Consider the following 24676-nt stretch of genomic DNA (forward strand, 5'->3'; position numbering starts at 1 on the left):
ATGGCAACCACAGACACACACGTGCCTGCCTTCAAAAACAAGCGCGCGATGCGCGCGGGCCTGGGGGCCTTCGTCGGGACCACCATCGAGTGGTACGACTTCTACGTCTACGCGACGGCGGCTGCGCTCGTCTTCCCGCGACTGTTCTTTCCTGACACAGACCCGTTCCTGGCGACCATGGGAGCGTTCTTCGGCAGTGCGGTAGCGTTCTTCGTCCGACCACTGGGCGGCATCATCTTCGGGCACATCGGCGACAGGATCGGCCGGCGCCCAGCCCTCGTGATCACGCTGGTGCTCATGGGCGTAGCGACAGTGGCCGTGGGCCTCCTGCCGACGTACGCCGCAATCGGTGTCGCGGCACCCGTCCTGCTGATGCTGCTGCGCGCGGCACAGGGTCTCGCTGTCGGCGGCGAATGGGGCGGTGCAGCCCTGATGAGCGTCGAGTCGGCACCCCAGAAGCAGCGCATGTTCTTCGGCGGCTTCACGCAGCTCGGAAACCCCGCCGGTGCTGTGCTCTCAAGCGGGATCTTCTGGCTGATCTCGATGGGAGGCGACGACTTCCTCATGGACTGGGGCTGGCGCATCCCGTTCCTCGCAAGCATCGTGCTGATCGGTGTCGGCTTCTGGGTTCGCTACCGCGTCGAGGAGTCGCCGGTCTTCGAGCAGAAGGTCGAAGGCCGTGACCAGTCGATCCCGCTCGTATACGCCCTGAAGAACAACTGGTGGCCGATCCTGCTCGGCATCATGATCCTGCCGATCGCGTCTGGCTTCTACTACCTCGCCACGACCTTCGTGCAGAACTACGCCGTCGAAGAGGCTGGCATCGCCGTCGAGCACGTGCTGGCCGCAATGACGATCGCCTCGTTCGTCGAACTGCTGGTGACGCTGCCACTGGCTGCTCTCAGCGACAAGTGGGGCGGCAAGATGATGATGTACATCGGCGTCTTCGGCTCGCTGATGGCCATGGTTCCGCTGCTGCTGGTCATCGGCGGCGGCGAGGTCGCCCTCATGTACATCTTCGTGTCGCTGGTCCGAGTCATGATGAGCGCTACCTGGGCACCGCTGGCCACGATCATGGCGCAGATGTTCCGCCCGCAGTCGCGCTACACCTCGATGTCGCTCGCCTACGGAATCGGCGCCGCTGTCTGGGGCGGCATGACCCCGATGGCAGCCCTGTGGCTGCTCGAGATGACCGGAACCCCCTGGAGCGTCATCGCGCTCGTCGCGGTCATGGCTCTCATCAACGCCGTTGCGATGTTCCTCGCACCGCAGCACTCTGACGAGGCACCGGTGACGGCCTCGTACGAGCCTCGACTCGACACGACGGCAGGCCCGACCATCAACGGCAAGGAGCAGTAAGCACGATGCGACAGCTGGCGACCTTCGACGCTCGGGACTCTGCCCCGACGATCCTGACGGCTTCGCGCATCCTCCCCGTCGGGGGAGAGGTGCGCGAAGCGCAGGCGATGCTGACCCACAGGGGCCTCATCATCGCCATCGGCACACTTGCTGATGTCGATCGGGCCGCGGCCGACGCAGGGCTGCAGCCCGATCGCGTCGACCTCGGAGACGCCACTGTCGTGCCGGGCTTCATCGACGCGCACGCGCATCCGCTCATGTACGGGCAGATGCTCACGTGGGTCGACATCTCGCCCGAGAAGGCCGGTTCGATTCCCGAGATCGTCGAGTTGCTGCGACAGGCTTCGCAGAAGCTGCCGGCTGGCGCTCCGCTGCGCGGCTATGGCTACGAGCAGCGCAACCTCGCAGAGCAGCGCCACCCCACCAAGGAAGAGCTCGACCAGGTCTCCACCGATCGTGAGGTGTACATCATGAACGCCTCCGGCCACGGCGGCGTCGTGAACAGCTTCACCTTTGCCAAGCACGGTGTGACGCGTGAGACGCCGAACCCTGAGGGCGGGGAGTTCTTCCGCGACGCCGACGGCGAGCTCACGGGCGAGCTGTCGGATGCGGCGTGCAACGTGCTCACGGGCCTCCATGGCGTGAAGATCGGCCACCACGGCCCCAACTTCCACCTTGGCGACGAGCCCGAGGAGCACCTGCGCCAGATGCGACTCGTGCAGCGCGAGTTCCTGGCCGGCGGCGTCACTGCCATCGGCGACGCTCAGGTGTCGAAGCGCGAACTCGAGACCTACCTGCGGTTCGCCGGTGAGGGCGAGCAGAAGGTGCGCGTCTCGATGTACTTCCTGTCGCACCTGCTCGACCAGGTGCTCGAGCTGGGACTCACGGCGCCGTTCGGCAACGCGATGCTCGCAACCGCAGGCATCAAGCTCTACGCAGACGGCACACTCGGCGGCTGGACGGCGTACTTCCCCGACGGCTACGTCGGTGACCCGTGCCGCACCGGTCAGCTCTACCACGAGCCTCGCGACTACGCAGAGCTCGTCGCCAAGGCACACGCGGCGGGTCTGCAGACTGCAACGCACGCGCAGTCGCCCATCGCGATCAAGATGGTCGTCGACGCGGTCGAGGCGGCGCTTGCTGCGAATCCCGACCCGGATGCCCGTCACCGCATTGAGCACTGCGGGCTGCCTGCAGAAGCCGAAGTGGCGCGCATGGCCGAGCTGGGCATCCGTCCGGTCAACCAGACCCAGCACTACTACAACTGGGGTGAGGGCGTCGAGCAGGCGATCGGTACCCCCGGCGAGCGCTTCAACCCGCTCGGAGAGTTCCGTGACGCAGGTGTTCCGATGACGATCTCGTCGGATGCGCCGGTCGCCGAGCCGAGGCCGCTGGAGGCAATCCAGGCGGCAGTGACGCGGGTCACACGTCGAGGCGCCAAGCTCGGGCCCGACAGCCTGCGCATCACGGCAGCCGAGGCGCTTCGAGCGCACACGCTCGAAGGTGCTGTCTCGATCGGCCGCGAAGACGAGCTGGGGTCGCTCGAAGTCGGCAAGCGCGCAGACTTCGCGGTGCTCGCCGCTGACCCGCTGTCAGTGGACGCGGCTACCATCGGCAGCATCGAAGTGCTCGAGACCTGGGTTGACGGCAAGCGCGTGTTCGCCGGCGACCGATGACCCGAATCACCATCTGAAGACTCACGAAGTCAACACGACAACGTCCCACCAACGACGCGAAAGACGAACGAGACATGCAGACAATCGAGAAGCGCACGACCGGCTGGGTCCTGCTTGAGACCCTCCGCAACTACGGCATCGACACGGTGTTCGGCATCCCCGGCACCCACAACCTCGAGCTCTACCGGCCGCTGACCGCGCTGGGCATCCGCGCCGTCACGTCACGACACGAGCAGGGCGCCGGATACGGCTCCGACGGCTGGTCGCTTCAGAAGGGCCTGCCGGGCGTTGTCATGACGACGAGCGGCCCCGGCCTGCTGAACGCACTGTCGTCGGCTGCGACCGCGTTCGCTGAGTCACGCCCCATGATCCTGCTGGCACCTGGTGTCGCCCGCGGCGCTGAATTCGCAGATGTCGGCACACTGCACGAGACGAAAGACCAACTGGCGGCCGCGCAGGCTGTCGTCGAGTGGGGCCGTCGCGTCGAGTCGGCCGAAGAGGCAGTGCAGGCAGTGCACGACGCCTTCAAGCTGTTCCGCACAGGTCGCCCCCGCCCCGTCTACATCGAGGTTCCGCTCGACGTACTCGAGGCCGAGACCACGCTTGAGGGCTCGGTGCTCGAGGCCGTTGCGGCTCCCGCTCCCGCGCAGCTCGACACCGCCGCTGTCGCAGAGGGCGCGGCGCTGCTCAAGGGCGCAGAGAACCCTGTGATCTTCGCCGGTGGCGGCTCGCGCGGCGCTGCCGCCGGAGTCAAGGCGCTCGCTGAGAAGCTCGGCGCACCCGTCGTGACCTCGACCAACGGCAAGGGCGTGCTCGACGAGCACCACCCACTCTCGCTCGGCGCCAACCTGCGTCTCGAAGCAGCGCGCAATGTGGCCAAGACCGCAGAGGTGTTGCTCGTGATCGGCTCGAAGCTCGGCGAGGCCGACCTCTGGGTCGACGCACTTGAGGCTGAGGGCAAGGTCGTGCGCATCGACGTGCTCGAGTCGCAGATCAACAAGAACCAGCGTGCCGACGTCGGCATCGTCGGCGACGCAGCCGCGGCCATCGACGCACTGATCCTCGCCATCGGCGACGTCGAGCCTAAGAACGCGGTCGATGTGGCGGCGATTCTCGAGGCCGTCGAGGCAGAGTCGTACGAGCTCGACGCCCACAACACCGAGATCGGCAAGCGCATCGCGCAGGCGCTCCCGGCAGACGTGATCCTCTCGACCGACTCGTCGAAGATCGCCTACTGGGGCCTGCTCAACATGGTCAAGGTCTCGAAGCCCAACTCGGTGCAGTACATGGCCACCTACGCGACCCTCGGCTACGGCCTGCCGGCTGCGATCGGCGCTCGCATCGCCGACCCGTCGCGTCCGTCGGTGCTCGTCATCGGCGACGGCGCGCTCATGTTCAGCGTGCAGGAGTTCATCACCGCGGTCGAGCAGCAGCTCGATGTCGTCGTGATCGTCGTCGACAACGGCGGCTACGCCGAGATCAAGGGCAACGAGGCGGCAGTCGGCATCGCGCCGATCGGCGTCGACCTCGTGCAGCCCGACTGGGCGGCCCTCGTCACGGCCTTCGGCGGCACCGGCGTGAGCATCGACAGCATCGACCAGATCGACCAGGCCGTCGAGCAGGCCGTCGCCGCAGGCGGCGTGCAGCTCATCCACGTGCCCACCGTCGAGCCCGTCGCCTGACAGACACCGAACAGACACAACCCGGAGGTATGAACCATGGCTTCGAGCCCCGTCGGCCCCACTGACGCATCCAAGACCCCCCGCTACGCAGGTCTCTCGACCTTCGCGCGCCTGCCGCGCATCGAAGAGGTCGAGTCGACCGACATCGCCATCGTCGGCATCCCGTTCGACACCGGCGTGAGCTACCGCCCGGGCGCCCGCTTCGGCCCCGAGCACGTGCGCGCATCCAGCCGTCTGCTGCGCCCCTACAACCCGGCGCAGGACTTCGCCGCCTGGGACACCGTGCAGGTCGCCGACGCCGGCGACATCGCACCGAACCCCTTCAACCTCAAGAAGGCAGTCGACGAGGTCGAGGTCGCGGCGACCGAGCTGGGCGAGCGCGTCGAGCAGATCCTCACGATCGGCGGCGACCACACGGTCGCGTACCCGCTGCTCAAGGCGATCAACAAGAAGCACGGCCCCGTCGCAGTGCTGCACTTCGATGCGCACCTCGACACCTGGGACACCTACTTCGACGAGCCCATCACGCACGGCACCCCCTTCCGCCGCGCATCCGAAGAGGGCTACATCGACCAGACCGCTTCGATGCACATCGGCACCCGCGGCCCGCTGTACGGCAAGGGCGACCTCGAAGACGACGCCCGCCTGGGCTTCGCGATCATCACGAGCGAGTTCATCGAAGAAGAGGGCGTCGCAGCCGCGATCGAGCGCATTCGCACTCGCATCGGCGACAAGCCGCTCTACATCTCCGTCGACATCGACGTGCTCGACCCGTCGCACGCACCGGGCACCGGAACCCCTGAGGCCGGCGGCCTCACGAGCCGTGAGTTGCTGCGCATGATCCGCGCACTGGCCGACCTCAATATCGTTGGCGCCGACGTGGTCGAGGTCGCACCCGCCTACGACCACGCACAGGTCACCGGCATCGCCGCCAGCCACGTCGTCTACGACATCATGACGGCAATGGCCCAGGTCATCGACAGGTCGCGCAAGGCGGCTGAGTGACGCCCAGGCCCGTCGCGGTCTACACCGAAATCGACGACACCGACCTCACGACAGGTGTCGCGATGCTCGAACAGCACGGCTTCGAGGTGCGCACGCTGAACACGCGTGACGCCTCGGAGATCGTTGCTGACGCCGCCGACGCCCAAGTATTACTCGTCGGCTATGCCGATGTCACGCGCGAGATGATCGAGGCGATGCCCAAACTGCGGCTCGTCGCGCTCATGTCGATGGGCTTCAACAACGTCGACATCGAGGCCGCTGACGAGCACGGTGTCTGGGTAACGAACGTGCCAGGCGCAGCGACAGAAGAGGTGGCGACACACGCTCTGGCGCTGCTGCTCGCGGTCGCTCGACAGTTCGACTTCTACACGCGCTCGGCTACTGCGGTGCCCGACGAGTGGAACTCGCGCGCTGTCGATGCGCCGCCGCGCTTGAGCGAGAAGACGCTCGGCATCGTGGGGCTCGGCAAGATCGGGCGCAAGCTGGCCGAGATCGCCAGACCGCTGTTCGGTGCGGTGATCGGGTACGACCCGCTGCTACCCGAGAATGAGCAGACGGCGCGGATGCTCGACGAGCTGGGTGTGCGTCGCACCGGTCTCGATGAAGTGCGCCGCGCATCCGATGTGCTGTCGCTGCACGTGCCGCTCACACCCGAGACCGAGCAGCTAATCGATGCAGACTTCATCGAAGGCATGCCTCAGGGCGCGATCCTCGTGAACGTGTCGCGCGGTGCTCTGATCGACCCGCACGCGGTGGCTTCGGCTGTTCGCAGCGGCCGGCTGTTCGGAGCGGGGCTTGACGTGCTCGAGTTCGAGCCGCCCGAAGCAGGGCACCCACTGCTAGATGTCGACGGCGTCGTACTCACCCCGCACGTCGCTTACTACTCCGAGCGCACTGACGCCGAGTATGTGCGAATCCAGGCGCAGAACGCCGTGTCGCTCTTGACGGAGGGTCGCCCTGACAGCCCCGTCAACTCCCCCACACTCTCCCTCTAGTGTCGAATAACTCTGGTGTTTGACCGTCAAACACCAGAGTTATTCGACACTGATGGGCTCCTAGCGAAAGAAGGAATGATGTCGCTTACAGACGAAGCCAAGAAGACCGCCCAGGCATGGGTCGACGAGAACCTCGAGCGTCTCACTGAGTGGCACACCCACATCTGGCAGCTCGCCGAGCCCGCCTGGCGCGAGTACCGCTCGCAGCAGTGGTACGTCGAGCGGATGCGCGAAGAGGGTTTCGAGGTCGAAGATGGTTCCGCAGGCATGCCGACTGCGTTCAGCGCCACCTGGTCGAATGGCGACGGGCCCACGCTGCTGACCTACGCCGAGTATGACGCTGTGCCGGGCAACAGTCAGGCCGCAACGACCACCGAACAGCCTCAGGACGGCACCTCGCGTTTCGCACCGGGCCACACCGATCCGCACTCCGTGCTCGGTATCTCGACGCTCGCAGGAGTGCTCGCCGCGAAGCACGCCATGATCGAGCACGGCATCACCGGCACCATCCGATACACGGGCGAGCCGGCCGAGAAGATGCACGGTTCGAAGGTCGTGCACGGTCTTCGCGGCTACTACGACAACGTCGACGGCATCGTCTCGTTCCACCCGTTCTACATGCTGCCGCTGTGCAACACGGCCCGCTGGGACACCCAGTGCGGCGCGTACTACAGCAAGGTCTACACCTTCAGCTGCGACAGTGCAGAAACCTGGCAGGTCTCGAGCGCCGACCCCAACTCGCCGATCCCGGCATCGCACTCGGCAGCCCGCGCCCCCGGTGCGAACGTCGCGCTCATGCAGATGTACACCTCGTCGCGCATCATGCAGGATGCGATGCTGCCGGCCGCAGGAGGCTGGAGCTTCTCAGACGCGATCCTGTCAGACGGCCAGGCGACTGCAGACAACCTGCCCCAGCGCGTCGCGCGCATCCAGTTCTCGTGGCGCACGCCCGACATCGAGATGGCAGAGCACGTGCTCGCAGTGCTCGACCGCAACGCCGAGCACGCAGCAGCCATGGCGCACTGTGAGCTCGAAGACCGTTGGATCGCACGCAGCCGCCCCGGTCGCACCAACCACAAGATGGCAGAGGTGCTCTACGACAACCTCTCGGCAGTCGGTGCGCCGCAGTACGGAGCGGATGCTGTTGCAGTCGCGCAGGAAGTGCAGCGCGGTCTTGGTCTTGACCCGAGCGAGAAGCCCTTCTTGGCTGAGACCGAGCAGCTCATCGAGCCGCAGGAGGCCGAGCGCCTGCTGCGCGAGCACATGCCCGCCTGGCAGCGCAACTGGACGAGCGACGACTACGTCGAGATGTCGCACTATGCGCCGACCGTGCGCTTCTATGTCTCCCGCCCGGCGCTGCAGCCGGTCCCCGGAGCCGGGCCCTACCCGGCGTGGGTCATGAACGCGCTCGGCGGCATTCCCGCCACGATCGCGCCGACCATTCAGACGACGGGCAAGACGATCGCGGGCACATTCCTCGACCTGTTCAGCAAGCCCGAGCTGCTGGCCGAGGCGAAGCGCGAGTTCGACGAGCGTGTGGAGGCCGAGCCGATGCCGGCGCTGCTGCCCGCCGACTTCGAGGCGCCGATCGACCTGCCGTGGCCTGAATACAAGTAGCCATCGCCATTTTCAGGCGCTGAGCGGGGGTCGAGCTGCAATATGCGGCTCGACCCCCGCATTCGCATGAATTGTGGCGCGCCGAGCCGCGCATCCGACCCCTCGACGGAACCGCCCCGCGAGCGTATGGTGGTCAGACCACCGATTCGCAGGGGGTGCCGACGATGGCAGCACAAGCCGAAACTCCGGCCACAGCCGAGGTCACGAGCGCGTCAGTTCTGGATGCGCGGGCCGAGATCGAGGGCGAGCGCGAGTCGCGAGTGGGCATGACGCAGCAGGCGCTCGATCTGCTCGCAAAGTTGCGCGTGCTGCACGGCGAGCTGATGTTCCACCAGTCGGGCGGCTGCTGCGACGGGTCGAGCCCGATGTGCTTTCCGACAGGCGACTTCAAGACCGGCGACGCCGACGTGCTGCTGGGCACGTTCGAGCTGCCCGCGACCGACGACCTGCCTGCCGCCGAGCTTCCGTTCTGGATGAGCCGCGAGCAGTTCGAGTACTGGAAGCACACGCACCTGACCCTCGACGTCGTGGACGGCCGGGGCTCCGGGTTCTCTGTCGAAGCCCCCGAGGGCAAGCGGTTTCTGATCCGTTCGCGCCTCATCAACTCGCCCTGACGCGGGTGCCTGGTGCGCATCCGCTGACCGACCAAACACCACGAGTGCAAAGGAGCACACATGTCTGTCTATGCAAACCCAGGAACCGACGGCGCCGTCGTCTCGTTCAAATCGCGGTACGAGCACTACATCGGCGGCCAGTGGGTGGCTCCGGTCAAAGGCCAGTACTTCGAGAATCCCACGCCCGTCACCGGCCAGACATTCTGCGAGGTCGGTCGCGGCACCGCTGAAGACATCGAGGCGGCCCTCGACGCAGCGCACGCGGCGGCTCCCGCCTGGGGAAAGACTCCGGTGGCTGAGCGCGCCGGCATCATCCAGAAGATCGCCGATCGCATGGAAGAGAACCTCGAGATGCTCGCGGTCGCCGAGACCTGGGACAACGGCAAGGCCGTGCGCGAGACCCTGAACGCCGACATCCCGCTGGCGATCGATCACTTCAGGTACTTCGCATCTGCGATCCGCGCGCAGGAGGGTTCGCTCTCACAGCTTGACGAAGACACCGTCGCGTACCACTACCACGAGCCGCTCGGGGTGGTCGGGCAGATCATCCCCTGGAACTTCCCCATCCTCATGGCGGTCTGGAAGCTCGCTCCGGCGCTCGCGGCCGGCAACGCGATCGTGCTGAAACCGGCTGAGCAGACGCCCGCATCGATTCTGGTGCTGGCGGAGCTGATCGGCGACCTCCTGCCAGCAGGCGTGCTCAACATCGTCAACGGCTTCGGTCTCGAAGCGGGCAAGCCACTGGCGTCGAACAAGCGCATCCGCAAGATCGCATTCACGGGTGAGACGACGACCGGGCGCCTCATCATGCAGTACGCATCCGAGAACATCATTCCGATCACGCTCGAGCTCGGCGGCAAGTCGCCCAACATCTTCTTCGAAGACGTCATGGCGCAGGACGACGCCTACTGGGACAAGGCGCAGGAGGGCTTCACGATGTTCGCCCTCAACCAGGGCGAGGTCTGCACGTGCCCGTCGCGTGCGCTGATTCAGGAGTCGATCGCCGACCCGTTCCTCGAGGCGGTCGTGGCTCGCGCGAAGGCGATCAAGCAGGGCAACCCGCTCGACACCGACACGATGATGGGCGCGCAGGCGTCGAACGACCAGTTCGAGAAGATCAAGTCGTACCTCGACATCGGCCGCCAGGAGGGTGCCGAAGTGCTGCTGGGAGGCGAGCCCGTCGACCTCGGCGGCGAGCTCTCGGGCGGCTTCTACATTCAGCCGACGATCTTCAAGGGCGACAACTCGATGCGCATCTTCCAGGAGGAGATCTTCGGGCCCGTCGTCTCGGTCGCCACGTTCAAGGACTACGACGACGCGATGCACATCGCCAACGACACCCTCTACGGCCTCGGCGCCGGAGTCTGGTCGCGCAACGGCAACACCTGGTACCGCGCCGGCCGCGAGATCCAGGCGGGCCGCGTCTGGGTGAACAATTACCACGCGTACCCCGCGCACTCGGCGTTCGGCGGCTACAAGTCGTCGGGCATCGGCCGCGAGAACCACCTGATGATGCTCGATCACTACCAGCAGACCAAGAACCTGCTGGTGTCGTACTCAGAGAACAAGCAGGGCTTCTTCTAATAGAGACCAAAACCAGGGCGCAGCGGGGGCTCGTGTGGATTATCCACGCGAGCCCCCGCTCTCGCTTGTTTTTGAGCGATCGCTATCACTGAGCGTACGCGTTTGCCGCCTCGGCGACCCGGTTGTTGTAGGAGGTGGCCGAGTTGTAACCGGCAACGGCATCGATCCAGACCGCCGGATCGGTGAGGTCGCCGCCTGGGCCGCAGAGCGCAGCGGCTGCGGTGAGGGCGGCATCGTCGATCTGCTGCGGATCGAGCACGCCGTCGCCGTTGCCATCGAGCGCCAGCGCCTGCCAGGTCTCCGGGATGAACTGCATGGGGCCGATGGCGCGATCCCACTCTGCATCGCCGTCGAGCTCACCGCCGTCGGTGTCGGTAATGGCGTCGGTGCTGGAGCCGTCGAGCGCGATGCCGATAATGGCAGGATCAGCGACTCCATCGTCGCCGATCGAGCCGCCTTGGATGGTCCCGTGATGCGTCTCCACTTCGCCGATCGCGGCGAGCGTGTTCCAGCCGAGGCCGCAGGCCGGCCACATGTCGCCGGCACGAAGCGCTGCTCCCGCGTAGGCCTGCAGCGCTCGCTCCGGAATGCCGGTGGCTGCAGCCGTTGCGGCAACCCAATCGGCGTCGGCCAGCTCTGCGATGTCGTGCGATCCCCCGAGGAGCCCCGCATCGACCTCCGGCAAGTCTGCGGCTTCGGGTGCGGTCACCCCCGATGCCGCGCGAAACTCGACGTCGCCTCGATAGTCGCCCGCCGCATCCGACCCGGTTCCGTCTACGACGACCCAGATGCCGAGGCCGATGCAGATCGCGGCGAGTCCGGCCAGTGCGCCGACAGCAATGCGTCCTCCCCTGCGCTTACTGCTCATCGGCGGACTCCGGAGCGATGCGGGCGAACACCACGAGGTTCTGCTCGATGCGGTTGCCGTCAGCGTCGAACAGGCAGGTCACGAGCACGAGCCTGCCGGCGGACTCTCCCCACACTTTCGGGATGCTCGAGAGCTCAGCGCTGCCGTAGAACTCGGTGCTGACAACCTGGTAGACGACCGCGCCTTCAGCGGTCTCGACCACGATCTCGTCGCCGGGCATGACCGTGCTCTTCAGCTGTTCGCGATCGACGAGCGGGTCGAAGGCGCCGCCGCCGTACTGCGCGGAGTGGCCGAGCAGATACACGGTGTCGCTCGAGTCTGCGCCGGCAAGGCCGCGATCGTCGAGCCAGGTCGCGGTGTCTGCCTCAGGGGGAGTCAGGACGCCCTCGACAGCGGGTGGCTGCACGTCGACTTCGGTCTCGAGGCCGACGACAGGCACCGTCACGCTCACCGGCTGCGCGGCAGAGACAGGATGCGCGGATGGCGCGAGCGGCGCGACCGGCACCCGCGAGGCTGCCTCGTACTGCGGCGTCGCGTTCATCGAGTTCAGGCCCAGGATGCCGACGCCGATGCCGATGGCAACGACGGCTCCGGCAGTCACGAATCCTACGGTTCTTCCGCGCATCAGGCGCTCGGCTTTCTGCGCAGCGCTGCGAGCGTGATCACGGCGGCAGCAGCCAGCAGCACACCGGTGGTGCCGAGCAGCAGCCCCTGCTCGAGCGGGGTGAGCCCGTTGTCCGGTGCCGCCGAGAGGTCCTCGTCGTCGCCGGTGAGGTCGGCCTGAACATCAGGCAGCTCTGCGGCAGGCACGTCATCCTGCGGTGCGGCCTCATCTTCGCCGGCGATCTCAAGCTCGTACCAGCCAGCGTGCGCACCGTCGGCAGCCGTGAATACGAGGTAGTACGTGCCGCCCTGCAACGAGCCGATGTTGATGCGCAGCTCACCGTCGGAGTTCACGCGAATCCAGTCGACACCGAGCTTGTGCGGGTAGATGTGCAGGTAGTACCAGTCGCCTGGCTCAGCCCCCGGAATAGTCACGGCCAGCTCATCGCCGTCGAGCACTGCGGTGATGCCGCCCTGCTCTGCCAGCTTCAGCTCTGCTAGCGAGGAGAACGGAGGGCCGGGAGCCGACTCAGGCTTCGGCTGCTCCTGCGCGGTCGGAGTCTTCTGCTGGTTGGGTGCCAACTGCTGAGGCGTGCTGTCGCGGTTGCCGTTGGCGGGAGCGGGCTGCCAGGGTGAGCCACCGCTGTTGCCATTGTTCCCACCATGGCCGTTTCCGTCGCCGTCGCCGTCGCCGTCATCGTCGGGATCGGGAGGCGTCGGCTTGATGGACTGGGGTTCGAGCACCGTCGGCGCAATGGGCTGCACCGAGTCTGGCGCCGCCCACTGCGTGCTGTTGACGAGCACCTGCGAGACCTCGGACGACCACGTGCGGGCCCCGATCGCCGACATCGACGCGTGCAGCGACAGCAGCACCGTGCGCGATCCGCTGCCGTCAGACACAGCGATCCCATCGCCGAGAACCGTGACCGACCCATCGTTGTTCTGCTTCGCCGCCGAGGCGAGCACCTGCGCGCCCGGCTCGTTGAAGTCTGAGAACCAGGCGGTGAACTTCGGGCCGGTCGACTGCGAGTTCTGGCTCACGAACATCTCTGGCGTGAGCGCCGAGTTCGACAGCTGACCGGCGGCGAAGATCGGATGCTCGGCAGTGATCACGTAGCCGGTGGCGGTCGCGTCTCGGTCGTTGGCGCCCTCGCGCACCACCGGGCTGCCGGTGTGATGGCTCAGCAGCGCGATGCCGGTCGTCTCGTTGGATCCCAGGTCGAGCCAGAGCGAGCCGACTCCGCTTGCCTGCAGCGACTGTCGCAGCGCTGCGATCGCGGCAGGGTCGGCCTGTGCGGCGGTGTCGACGATCACGGTGTCGAACTCGTCAGCATCGACCGATGCCGGAAGATCGGGGCGCTGCGTCACCGTAGTCTCGTTGGCTCGCAGCAGCTCGGCCGTGCGATCTGCGTCACCCGAGCCGATGAGCAGCACGCGCAGCTGCGGCGACAGCACGGCGTTGACCGTGGTCTGATGCGCGACCTCGACGCGAGCCGGAGCTGCCGTCGCGGTCGTCATGCCCTCGGCGCTGAACGCCACCGTGTACTGCCCGGGCGGCAGCCCCTCGAAGCGATAGGAGCCGTCGGATGCGGTGGTCGTGGACAGCGGCTGCCCGACCACGACGACGGTTGCGCCTTCGATGGGCTCGTTCGTCTCGCGGCTGACTGCGACGCCCTGGATGACACCGGTCGTCATGGCCTCGAGTTCAGCCTGCGCCTGCACGATGCGGTCGTCCGGCACCGTGACCGCCACTTCGGTCTCGTGGTAGCCGAACGCCTGGATTCGCAGCGTGTACTTGCCGGGCACCAGCGGCGCTTGGAAGGCGCCCCGCGCATCCGTCGTCCAGCTCTCGCTCACATCTGCGTAGGTGACAAGTGCGCCCTCGATGGGTGCACCTGTAGCGCTGTCGATGACGGTGCCGGAGACGCCTGAGGCGCCCAGCACCGAGGCGATCGCGTCGTGCACGTTGATGCGGCCGTGTCCGTAGCGGTCGTCCTGCTCCGCGTCGTCGCCGGCCGGATGCCAGGCGGTGTCTTCGAGCGCCTGCGCGATTTCATCGACCGAGAGTCCGGCGCGAGCCGAGGCGATCAGCGCTGCGGCTCCTGCCACGTGCGGCGTTGCCATCGACGTGCCTGTCGACTGGCCCCACCTGCCGCCTGGAATCGCGGAGTAGACAGCGGTACCCGGGGCGCTGACGTCGGGCTTCATGAAGTTCTGCGGCCAGTCGTAGCGTTCGGTCACCTCGGCGGGCCACGCGGTCTGCGCGCCGCAGGATTCGGGGTTCACCTCGTCGGCTGAGTTCGTGTTGCCTACGCCGACGGCTTCGTAGAGGTCGCCGGGGGAGGAGTTGCCGGTCGGTCCGCACGGCGCGTTGCCGATCGCGATCGCGGGGAAGATGCCGGCGGCGCGAATATTGCGGATGATGTCGGCGAACGCCGCGCTGTGGCCGGTCGAGCCGAGCGACATGTTGATGACGTTGGCAGGCAGCCCGACGCGATCGTCGGTGCTGTGGCCCGAGTGGGGTGCGAGCGCCCACTGCAGGCCGGCCAGGATGCGCGCGTAGGAGCCGCCGCCCGCGCCCGAGAGCACGTTGGCAGCCATCAGGCTCGCGCCGGGCGCTACACCGATCTGCACCTCGGAGGCATCGCCGCCGACGATCGTGCCGGCAACGTGCGTGCCGTGCGACCCCGGATCAGCGGGGGTTGTCGCGATGGGCAAGCCGTGCGAGTCGAAGGTGATCCAGCCGCCCGGGTAGGTCGGGTCGTTGAGGTCTGCGCCGACCATCTTGTCCGCGAGGTCGGGGTGCGAGGCGTCAACGCCGGTGTCGAGCACCGCTACCCGCACGCCTTCGCCGGTCACGCCGAAGTCGTCCCAGGCCTGCGGCGCTTCGATGCGGTCAACGCCCCAGGTGAGCGTGCCGTGGGTGGGATCGTCGACGGTCTCGCCAGGGGAGCCCGGGCCAATCACATCGGCCGTCGGCTCGACGGTGAAGTTCGGCACGACCTCGACGGCACCTGGCAGCGCGGCAAGGTCTGACAGCACCTCCTCTGACGGGGTCGCGCTCACGAGAATCGCCCCCGTGATCCAGAAGCGGTTGAGCACCGTCACGCGATCGTCCAGTGCGCGAAGCCCCTCTTCGACCAGGTCCCATCGCTGCTGCTCGAGCGACTGCAGTGCGGCGACGGCGGCCTCCGGGTCACCGGCGGCAGCGCTCGGAACACCGGGATCAGCGAAGCGCACCACGATCTCAACGGGGCCGGATGCCGAGTCCGGCGACGCGGTCTCGTCTGACCCAGCAACGTCAGTGAGCAGCTCCGCGTCGATATCGGCCGGGGTGTCGTCGGTGGCTGCCATGTGGGCCTCCAGGTCTGCCGATCGGCTGTCGCGCTGTGCGGTCAGCACGCCCCCGGCTCCTGCGTTGGCCCCCGTGGGCGACAGCAGGATGCCGAAGCACAGCAGCAGTGCAATGACACTGATCACCACTCGTCGAGCATGATTCTGAGCCTGAATCAGCACATAACCTCCAGCTGAAAGCGTTGTTTGCGGGCACGCAGAATGCACCGGTTCAGTGGTATGCCGGAAGCGGCATGCCACTGATGGCGGTGAACCTGGTTTAGGTAAGGCTATCCTTATTTGAGTGCTTGCCACAAGAGCTGTAGTTAGGCTAGCCTCACCTAATATGAAGCGTCGACCGTCCAGCGCGGCTCGCGGCAGGATCATTCCGATCCTGCTGTCTGCTGTGCTGCTTGCAACCCTCTCAGCGTGCTCCCTGTTCACCGGTGGGCCCGATGTTGCGAGCACGGATTCCGCGGATTCTCAGGGCGCAAGGTTCTTTGAGGGGCCTGACACGGCCATCCTTGACTCGACCGACATCACTCCGATCATCGATGACCCGCAGCCTGATCTGCCGGTCACCTTCACGGGGCTGGATGACGTGGACACTCAGATCACCGACACCAGCCGGATTCTTGCCCTTGATGGCTCGGGCGGGCTCGCATCCGTCGTCTTCGGTCTGGGCTTCGGCGATCAGGTGGTCGGTCGCGACGTCACGACGGGCTTCGACTCAGCCAAGGATCTGCCTATTGTCATGGACAATCACACACTCAATGCTGAGGCAATTTTGGCATTGCGTCCCACCCTCATCCTGACCGATTACAGCATCGGTCCGTACGACGTGCAGCTGCAGATGCGCAACGCGGGCATACCCGTGGTGTTCTTCAAGCCGGCAGAGGGCTTCGAAGACATCAGTCGGCTGATCGGTGACGTGTCAGAAGCGCTGGGCGTGCCCGAGCTCGGCAAGCAGTACCAGGCCGACTTCGACAGCCGTCTCGATGCGACGATCGCTGCGATTCAAGACATGGCGCCTGACGCAGAAGGTGACAAGGTGCGCATGGTCTTCCTCTACATGCGCGGCCAGGCAGGCGTCTACTACATGTACGGCAACAACCCCGATGGCACCACGGGCATCGCGGGCGTGCTGATCGATGCCATGGGCGGTGTCGATGTCGCCGGAGAAGAGAATTGGACCAGCGGCAACCTGACGGCAGAGGGGCTCATCAAGCTCGAGCCCGATCTCATTCTCATGCTGACGCTCGGGCTCGAGTCGGTCGGCGGCATCGACGGCCTCATGACCATCCCCGGCATCGCACAGACGCCGGCCGGGCAGCGTGAGCGCGTCGTGGACATGAGCGACTACGAGATGTTCAGCTGGGGCCCGCGCACGCCAGAGATCCTGCTCGCCCTCGCCGAGGCGATCTACCGTGATACCCCGCAGGTGCAGCCGTGACGAAACTGGCGCTGCAGGCGCCATCTCAGGCACCGCGACTGCTTGACCTGCCCACGAAGCCGGTGCAGCTGCCCGTATCGCGACGCAGAGCCGCACTGCTGCTGACGGTCATCGGCGTGACCCTCATCATCGGCGTGCTGCTGTCGGTCGCGATCGGGCAGCTGCCAATTTCCATCCCGGAGATATTCGGCTCGTTCTGTCGCAAGCTGGGACTCGGATGCACGAGTCCGGATGCGCTGTACATCGACGGTGCGCTGTGGGAGGTGCGGCTGCCGCGCGTCGTGTTGACCGTGCTCGTCGGCGGTGCGCTGGCGGCGGCGGGAGCTGTGATGCAGGGCATCTTCGGCAACCCTCTTGCCGACCCCGGCATCATCGGCGTCTCCTCGGGTGCGGCAGTGGGCGCAAGCCTCGCGATCGTCACCGGCATCGGGGCGCTCAGCTCGATTGCGATTCCCGGCGCGGCATTCGTCACTGCGCTGCTGACGACGTTCTTCGTCTACGCGTTCTCACGCTCGAACGGCCGCACTGAGGTCATCACCCTCATCCTCACCGGCATCGCGGTCAACGCCGTCGCCGGAGCGGGCCTGGCCTTCATGACCTTCGCGGCCGACACCAACCAGCGTGAGCAGATCGTGTTCTGGCAGATGGGCTCGCTCGCGGGCTCGCTGTGGTTCCAGGTCGGCGCAGTGCTGCCGCTGGTGCTTATCGGCGTGATCGCGATCATCCCCCTCATGCGACAGCTCGATCTGCTGGCCCTCGGCGATGACGCTGCCAGGCACCTGGGCGTCGACATCGAGAAGCTCCGCGTCGTCGCGATCGTGATCGTCGCCGTGCTCACCGCTTCGGCCGTGTCGTTCGCAGGCATCATCGGCTTCGTCGGGCTCGTGGTGCCGCACCTGATCCGCATGGTCGCCGGGCCCAGCCACCGCCTGCTGATCGCTGCGAGCATCCCCGGAGGAGCGGCGATGCTGACGCTCGCCGACCTCGTCGCTCGCACCGCGGTGCCGTATGCCGAGCTGCCCATCGGCATGATCACGGCCTTGATCGGCGGCCCGTTCTTCTTCTACCTGCTGCGTCGTCAGCGCAGTCGGACGGGAGGATGGGCATGAGTCTGCTCCTCGCACCGAAGGTCGCCCCCGAGCGACCGGCATTCGGCGACGTCGCCCTGCGAGGCACCGACGTCAGCGTCGACCTCGGCGGCCAGCGCATTGTCAGCGGCATCGACATCGAGATCCGCGCTGGCGAGATCGTCGCGCTGGTCGGCCCGAACGGCGCAGGCAAGTCGACCCTGCTGGCTGCGCTGGCGGGGGACCTCGGATACTCGGGCTCGGTCGAGCTGGACGGCAGGCAGGCCGCGAAGTGGTCGAGTGCTGAGCTTGCACTGCGTCGCGCCGTGCTGCGACAGGACAACATCGTGACCTTCCCGTTCAAAGTGATCGAGATCGTCGCGATGGGGCGGGCTCCTTGGCAGCGCATCACGAGTCCGCGCGAAGACGAGCGGATCATCGGCGAGGAGCTCGTTAGAACCGACTCGCTGCAGTTCGCGGACCGCACCTTCGGTTCGCTCTCGGGCGGCGAGCGGGCCCGCGTATCGCTGGCGAGGGTGCTCGCCCAGCGCACCGGCCTGATCTTCCTCGACGAGCCGACCGCCGCACTCGACGTCAACTACCAGGAGCTCGTCCTGGCGACAGCCAGGAGGGTTGCGCGAGAGGGCGCTGCGGTCTGCATCGTGCTGCACGACCTGGCCGCAGCCGCCGCCTACGCCGACCGCGTCGTGCTGCTTTCGCACGGCTCGTGCATCGCGCACGGCACGCCTGCCGAGGTCTTTGACAGCGAGACGCTCTCTTCGGTGTACGCGCATCCGATTCGTGTCTTGCAGCAGCCCGCAGCCGATGGCGGCACTGAGCTGCACATCGTCCCAGAGCGCTACGCCGACACGTCGGCAGCCACGACAGCCCCCGCCGACCTCGGCGGCTCGACCCTGGAGGATCAATGATGCGCGCATCCGCCGCACTTCGTACCGTCATCGCGGCATCGGCCGCAGCGCTGGTGCTTGCAGGCATCACGCCAGCGACCCCCGCGCAGGCTGCGGCCCAGGTCTCGGTGTCGCCGGCGCCGAGCTCGGATTCTGCCACCGAGGTCACGCTGACCGGCAGCGGATTCCAGTACCAGCCGAATGCGCCCGGCGGCGTGTACGTGTTCTTCGGGGCAGTCACCGACCCGTCTGGCGGCTCATGGAAGCCGAGCCAGGGCGGCAAGTCCGGCACGACCTTCGCGTACGCGGGCACGAGCGGCGCGCAGCTGCTGGTCGCCTTCGAGGGTGGAGACTCTGCCGAGGCAGCCAACGGCATGATCAGGGCGGACGGCAGCTGGAGCGCAACCATGCGGATTCCCGGCAGCGTCTTCGAGGCGAGCTTCGGCAACCCGCACGACGGTCAGAACCAGCAGGGCCAGCAGATCGACTGCAAGGTCGTGCAGTGCGGCATCATCACGATCGGCGCGCACGGACTCTGGAACGCCAACAACGAGTCGTTCACGCCCATCACGTTCGACGGCACGACGCCCACGCAGAACTTCGACGATGAGGCGACCGTGCTCGAAGTGCCCGGCGGTGACTCAGAAGCCGATGAGCCCGAGGCTCCGTCACCGACGGAGACGGCAGAGGCAGCAGACGTCGAAGCCGACGCAGAAGGCGACGGCGGCGGGCAGGGTGATGCCGACCAGCAGGTCGCGACTGCCGACGAGAGCGGGGCCAGCACCTGGATCTTCATCGTGCTCGGCGCAGCGGTGGCGCTGCTGCTGGGTGCGGTCGTGCTGCTCATCGTTCGCAGCCGCAAGCCGGCCGTTGCCGGCGCGAGCCAAGAGACAGCAGAGGGAACAGATCAAGAGAGAGGAGACGGGGCATGATCAGCAGACTCAGATCAGCAACCGTCGGGGGAGCGCTGGTGGCAGCGCTCGGCCTGGCAGGCATCGGCCTCGCAGGAACAGGCGCACAGCCGGCGGCAGCCGCCGACGGTGACGTGCAGGTGACCGACGGCACGTTCGAATGGGGCATTCGCGCATCCATTCGCAACTACCTCGAGAACTTCGACCACACCGAGGGGTCGATCTCTGCGTACAACGGCGCCACCTACACAACGGGTGACTCGGCCATCGTCTTCTCGAAAGCGAGCGGATGGGCGAACGAGTCGCAGGGGACCGCGGAGGTCTCGTTCGACGGCGAGGTCGAGATGCTCGGCTTCGGCGAATCGTGGCTCTGGTTCGACAACCTGCGTGTGCAGATCGATGGCGAGAGCGCCGACATCGTCGTCGACATGACCGAGAGCTTCAACACCAAGGAGCCGACGGCCGACGTCGTTCTGGCGTCCTACCCGGTCGATGGCGACACGATCGCTGTCGCAGACGGCTCAGTCTCGCTCAATCTCACCGACGGCCTCTTCTCGACAGCCGCGTGGGACGAGCACCTGCCGAAGCTCGGCGGGGCGCCGACCTACGGGCCCCCGAACGACATGGTCGATGACGCATCCGCGTCGCTGGTGACCGAGGGTGAGGCAACGGATCCCGAGCCGACGGACCCTGAGCCTACAGATCCTGAGCCGACCGACCCCGAGCCCACAGACCCGGTGCCGACCCCGACCGTCGACCCGGATCCGAACGATGAGGTCGCCTACGGCGTCAGCCAGGGCGAACCGCTCAGCGGCACCGAGTCGTACATCACCGTCACCCCGGGCTACGCGCTCGATGCCGACGGTGCGACGCTCGTGCGCATCGAGGGCTTCAACTTCAACCCCGGCCCCGCAACAGAACCGGGCACCGGCTCGGGCGGCATCTACGTCGGCTTCGGCCAGGCAGCGAACCCGGGCACCGAGGAGTGGCGCCGCAGCAAGGGCGGATTCACCGGCCCCGGTGCTGACCTCGACTACGGCAGCCCCCGATTCGTCGCCCACCAGAACAGCGCAGACGGCGAAGTCGCAGACGCCATGATGGATGCGAGCGGCTACTGGTCGTTCACCGTCGAGGTTCCTGGCGCAGCGATTCCGTCGTTCTTCGGCGGCGGCGAGATCGACTGCCTCGCATCGCAGTGCGGCGTCTTCTCATTCGGCGCGCATGGCGTGATCAACGCCGACAACGAGGCTTACACCCCGGTCTACTTCACGGGCCAGGACGAATCGGACTGGCCGCCGCGCGGCGACTCGGATGAGCCTCCTGTCTCGGCTCCTGAGCAGCTGCCGACGCTGGCCGACCTCACTGACGCGAACCGCGGACAGGTGTCGATCCTGAACGTCGGAACGACGAATCTGACTGCTCAGGTGCCGGATGACCTGGCCGGCTCGTGGATCGGCGCCGTCGTGCTGTCTGACCCGCAGTTCGCCGGATGGGTTCGCGTTAACGACGCAGGACGCATCGACGTGCGCCTCCCCGGCGATCTCGCTGAGGGCGACCACACCCTGGCGATCGTCAACGCCGCCGGTGACGTCGTCGGCTGGGCTCCGTTCATCTACGAGCAGCCCGAGCCGATCGACGACAACGACGATGGCAAGACGACGCCTCCATCGACCGAAAAGAACCCGCACGGCGAGAGCACCGGCACCAACGAGGCTGGCGCAACGCTGACCGTGTCACCCGCGTACGAACTGGCCGACAAGAGCCAGGTCGTCACGCTGACCGGAGAGGGCTACCCGACCCAGAACGCTGCCGGCAGCAACTTCGGCGGCGCGTACATCCTGTTCGGCTGGATCGACCCCGATGCCGGCACCGACTGGGCTCCGTCGAAGGGCGGCACGACCGGCTTCACCTACGTCTACATCGAAGGCGAAGACAACCAGAGCATCGTCAGCTACCCGGGCAACACCACGACGCCGGGCTTCCCAGAGATGGATGCCGACGGCAACTGGGAGGCCGAGTACACGATCGCAGCGTCGCAGTTCACCGCCTTCAACCAGCAGATCGACTGCTACGAGGTGCAGTGCGGTGTCATCACGATCGGTGCGCACGGCCAGGCGAATGCCGGTGCCGAGGTGTTCACGCCAGTGTTCTTCGACGCGGATGGGTCGTCGATCGACGACGACGCACGCCCCGGTGCCGCAGCGGGCGACGGTGGCACCAGCGGCAATGCCACTGGCAACACCGTCACGGGCAACGGCGTCAACACCGCCGTGCTGCAGTCGCAGAACGACGGACGCACGCTGCTGTTCGCATCCGCTCTGATCATCGCCCTCGGAGTGCTCGGACTCTCGATGCTCTGGGCGGCTCCTCGATTCTCTTCGCGCCGGTAATCGCCGGACACTCCTCCATATAACCGAAAGGAACACCCATGTTCGAAATGGCTCAGCGGCCCCCGAGACGCACCGGGGCCAAGGCCCTGGCAGCGCTCGGCACGGCTGCAGTCATGACGGTCGGATTCGCGATGCCGGCGGCAGTCGCAGATCCGTCCGGATCATCAACCGGCACAGGCCCGAGTGGCGCACAGGTGAACGTCGCGCCCGGCGAGAACCTCGTCGCTGACGGCGACAGCACGCTCTCGCTCACCGGCTCGGGCTTCGCCACCAGCAACAACGGCTCGTCGTTCGGCGGGGCGTACCTGCTGTTCGGCGTCGTCACGCCGAAGGATGCCAGCGACGAACACAGCTGGACGCCTTCCGCTGGCGGTCTGATCGGGCAGAACTATGACTACGCTCCCGGTGCTGGCCTGTACCAGAGCATGGTCAGCTACCCGGGCAACACGACCGAGCCAGGGCTCCCGACGATGGATGCCGACGGCAATTGGAGCGCAGAGCTGACGATTCCCGGCGCGGTCTTCGAGAGCCAGATGGGCAACGAGATCGACTGCTTCGTCGACCAGTGCGGCGTCATCACCATCGGCGCTCACGGCCAGCGCAACGCCGGCGTCGAGGCATTCGTGCCCGTGACGTTCGAAGAGGAGTCGACCGCTGTCGAGACAACGGTCACCGTTGCACCGCAGCCGGTCGGTGACTTCCCGACCTACTTCCTCGGCGAGGAAGAGTCGCTCACCGCATCCGTCTCTCCTGCTGAGGCGACCGGATCGGTCGAGTTCTTCGACGGCGACACGAGCCTCGGCACCGCTGAGGTGGCAGACGGCGAAGCAACGCTGACGACCGACGCCTGGGTCGCCGGCGGACCTCGTGCGATCACGGCACAGTTCACCAGCGACTCCGAGCAGTTCCTGGGATCAGAGAGCAGTTCGCGCAGCTACGTTGTGGTCGACCTGGCCCGCAGCATCGCAGACATCGAGCTCGGCGCGACGGTCGCAGAAGGCGAGGGTGCGCAGCTCGACTGGACCATCGCCAACATGTACAACACGGTCGGCTACTGGTTCGACAAGGAAGCGATCGACGGCAACGTCAGCGTTCCCGAGACCGTGCCCGGTGAGCCATACGAGAACACCAACCGCCTCTTCACCTTCTCGGAAGGCATCGCGCAGCAGGATGCGGACGGCAACACGGTGATCTCGTTCGAAGGCACCGCGCGCATCACCTCGGGTTCCGCCAACCAGTGGAACTTCAAGGATGTGCAGGTGCACGTGAACGCAGCTGGTGACGGCTACATCACCGCTGACTTCTCCGGCTACTTCACGGTCGAGGGCATGGCTGACTATCAGTACGGCCCCGGCCGCACCACGATCGCGACCTTCAGTGGCGCAGACGTTACGGCAGACGAGAACGGCCAGGTGTCGTTCGAGATCGCTCCCAACTGGGAGGGCGAGACCGACGAGGGCACCTGGGCAGGCGGCATCGACGCCTCGTACCCCAACGAGTTCACCGCGCAGATCTACTCGGGCGTTCGCTCGTTCTTCTACGGATCGGGCTCGTCAGGAGACCAGTACAAGAAGCCGCGTCCGTTCACGCTGTCGTACTCGACAGAAGAGGTTGCGATCGCACCTTCGATCGTCACCGATCCGGCAGACGTCGTGGCCGCCCCGGGCGAGGATGTCGAGCTGTCGGCTGAGGTCGCGGGCTCGCCTGAGCCCACAGTGCAATGGCAGCAGCTGACTGACGGCGAGTGGGTCGACGTCGACGGCGCAACGTCGACGACCTACGCATTCACCGCAGCTGCAGAGCAGGACGGCGCGCAGTTCCGCATCGTGGCGACCAACGAGGCCGGCTCGGCCGAGTCGGCTGCCGCAACGGTCACGGTCACCTCGGCAGCTGTTGAGGCTGCTCCAGAAGTGATCTCGCACCCCGAGGACGTCACCGCGAAGCTCGGTGAGCGCGTGACGCTCGAGACCATCGTGACCGGCAGCCCGGCACCGGTTGCTCAGTGGCAGATGCTTGCAGCAGGTGCAGACGAGTGGGTCAACGTCGGCGAAGAGCTGCGTCTCGACCAGGCCGACACCGCACGCGGCGCCCAGCCGACTGCAGACGGTCTGCCGCAGTACATCGCAACGCTGTCGTTCACGGTCGACGAGTCGGTCGCAGACGCTCAGTTCCGCATTTCGCTCGTGAACGAGTTCGGCGAGGCTGTGTCGGATGCGGCAACCCTGACGGTCTCGGATCTGCCGGTCGACCCGACCGATCCTGTTGACCCGACTGACCCTGTTGACCCGACCGATCCTGTCGACCCGACGGACCCTGTCGACCCGACGGATCCGGTTGACCCGACCGACCCTGTGGAGCCCACTGACCCGGTGGACCCAGGCAACCCGGGTGAGTCAGGCGGTCCGACCGACGCGCCCGCTCCCACCTCACCGGATGCTGACGGCAAGCTGCCGAACACCGGTGTGGCACCTGGCCTGCTCGCCATCGCGCTCGCAGGAATGATGCTGGTCGGCGGAGGCGTGCTCTTCGCACGTCGCGGTCGCACCCAGTAGCCATTCGGGGCCCGGTCGCTGCACGCGGCCGGGCCCTGTCCATCCGCAGAATTCTTCTT

17 protein-coding genes are annotated in these 24676 nt (G+C 66.6%); 14 read left to right on the plus strand and 3 right to left on the minus strand.

The annotated features are described in order from the left end of the window. From CZ674_RS13340 to adh, 8 genes are all read left to right on the plus strand, one after another. Positions 1-1359, plus strand: a complete 1359-nt coding sequence (locus tag CZ674_RS13340) for an MFS transporter (protein WP_086993011.1) — start codon at positions 1-3, stop codon at positions 1357-1359. A gap of 5 nt (positions 1360-1364) precedes the next feature. Further along, entirely contained in the window at positions 1365-3035 is a 1671-nt protein-coding gene (locus CZ674_RS13345; RefSeq protein WP_086993012.1) for an amidohydrolase, read from the plus strand. A 74-nt stretch (positions 3036-3109) separates the two neighbouring features. Continuing rightward, positions 3110-4717, plus strand: coding sequence for a thiamine pyrophosphate-binding protein (locus tag CZ674_RS13350; RefSeq protein WP_086993013.1), 1608 nt, complete (start codon positions 3110-3112; stop codon positions 4715-4717). Positions 4718-4753: 36 nt separating this feature from the next. Further along, entirely contained in the window at positions 4754-5722 is a 969-nt protein-coding gene (gene speB, locus CZ674_RS13355) for an agmatinase (protein WP_086993014.1), read from the plus strand. After that, positions 5719-6717: a C-terminal binding protein gene (locus tag CZ674_RS13360; protein WP_234988598.1), complete on the plus strand. Its 999-nt coding sequence runs from the start codon at positions 5719-5721 to the stop codon at positions 6715-6717. Before speB ends, CZ674_RS13360 begins: the two co-directional genes overlap by 4 nt. Before the next feature lie 75 nt (positions 6718-6792). After that, entirely contained in the window at positions 6793-8334 is a 1542-nt protein-coding gene (locus CZ674_RS13365; protein WP_086993015.1) for a zinc-binding metallopeptidase family protein, read from the plus strand. Positions 8335-8498: 164 nt separating this feature from the next. Then, positions 8499-8948, plus strand: a complete 450-nt coding sequence (locus CZ674_RS13370; protein ID WP_086993042.1) for a DUF779 domain-containing protein — start codon at positions 8499-8501, stop codon at positions 8946-8948. Between the two features lie 60 nt (positions 8949-9008). After that, positions 9009-10532 (plus strand): aldehyde dehydrogenase, encoded by a 1524-nt coding sequence (gene adh, locus CZ674_RS13375; RefSeq protein ID WP_086993016.1) that lies wholly within the window; start codon positions 9009-9011, stop codon positions 10530-10532. Positions 10533-10617: 85 nt separating this feature from the next. Here the strand turns inward: adh and CZ674_RS13380 are convergent, their stop codons facing one another. The 3 genes from CZ674_RS13380 to CZ674_RS13390 are packed head-to-tail and all read right to left on the minus strand — an operon-like array spanning position 10618 to position 15486. Then, on the minus strand, positions 10618-11400 hold the full coding sequence (locus CZ674_RS13380) for a lytic murein transglycosylase (protein ID WP_143244754.1): 783 nt from the start codon (positions 11398-11400) through the stop codon (positions 10618-10620). Continuing rightward, a complete protein-coding gene (locus CZ674_RS13385; RefSeq protein ID WP_086993017.1) occupies positions 11390-12001 on the minus strand; it encodes a class F sortase in 612 nt (203 codons plus the stop codon). The genes CZ674_RS13380 and CZ674_RS13385 overlap by 11 nt, the downstream gene beginning before the upstream one ends. Positions 12002-12024: 23 nt before the next feature. Beyond that, positions 12025-15486, minus strand: a complete 3462-nt coding sequence (locus CZ674_RS13390; RefSeq protein WP_159457003.1) for a S8 family serine peptidase — start codon at positions 15484-15486, stop codon at positions 12025-12027. 196 nt (positions 15487-15682) lie between these two features. Here CZ674_RS13390 and CZ674_RS13395 point away from each other — a divergent pair, with 196 nt between their 5' ends. Genes CZ674_RS13395 through CZ674_RS13420 form a run of 6 tightly spaced genes read left to right on the plus strand, consistent with a single transcriptional unit; the run spans position 15683 to position 24617 of the window. Next, positions 15683-16789, plus strand: a complete 1107-nt coding sequence (locus tag CZ674_RS13395; protein ID WP_086993019.1) for a heme/hemin ABC transporter substrate-binding protein — start codon at positions 15683-15685, stop codon at positions 16787-16789. Then, positions 16786-17898 carry a FecCD family ABC transporter permease gene (locus tag CZ674_RS13400; RefSeq protein WP_234988599.1) on the plus strand — a complete coding sequence of 371 codons (1113 nt, stop codon included), beginning with the start codon at positions 16786-16788 and terminating at the stop codon, positions 17896-17898. Before CZ674_RS13395 ends, CZ674_RS13400 begins: the two co-directional genes overlap by 4 nt. Beyond that, positions 17895-18785: a heme ABC transporter ATP-binding protein gene (locus CZ674_RS13405; RefSeq protein ID WP_200810118.1), complete on the plus strand. Its 891-nt coding sequence runs from the start codon at positions 17895-17897 to the stop codon at positions 18783-18785. Before CZ674_RS13400 ends, CZ674_RS13405 begins: the two co-directional genes overlap by 4 nt. Then, entirely contained in the window at positions 18782-19696 is a 915-nt protein-coding gene (locus tag CZ674_RS13410; protein ID WP_086993020.1) for a hypothetical protein, read from the plus strand. The genes CZ674_RS13405 and CZ674_RS13410 overlap by 4 nt, the downstream gene beginning before the upstream one ends. Next, positions 19693-22065, plus strand: coding sequence for an HtaA domain-containing protein (locus CZ674_RS13415; RefSeq protein WP_086993021.1), 2373 nt, complete (start codon positions 19693-19695; stop codon positions 22063-22065). Before CZ674_RS13410 ends, CZ674_RS13415 begins: the two co-directional genes overlap by 4 nt. A gap of 38 nt (positions 22066-22103) precedes the next feature. Further along, positions 22104-24617 carry an Ig-like domain repeat protein gene (locus tag CZ674_RS13420; protein ID WP_086993022.1) on the plus strand — a complete coding sequence of 838 codons (2514 nt, stop codon included), beginning with the start codon at positions 22104-22106 and terminating at the stop codon, positions 24615-24617. Positions 24618-24676: the final 59 nt, after the last annotated feature.

This window comes from Agrococcus casei LMG 22410, assembly GCF_900163565.1.
Classification (GTDB): domain Bacteria; phylum Actinomycetota; class Actinomycetes; order Actinomycetales; family Microbacteriaceae; genus Agrococcus; species Agrococcus casei.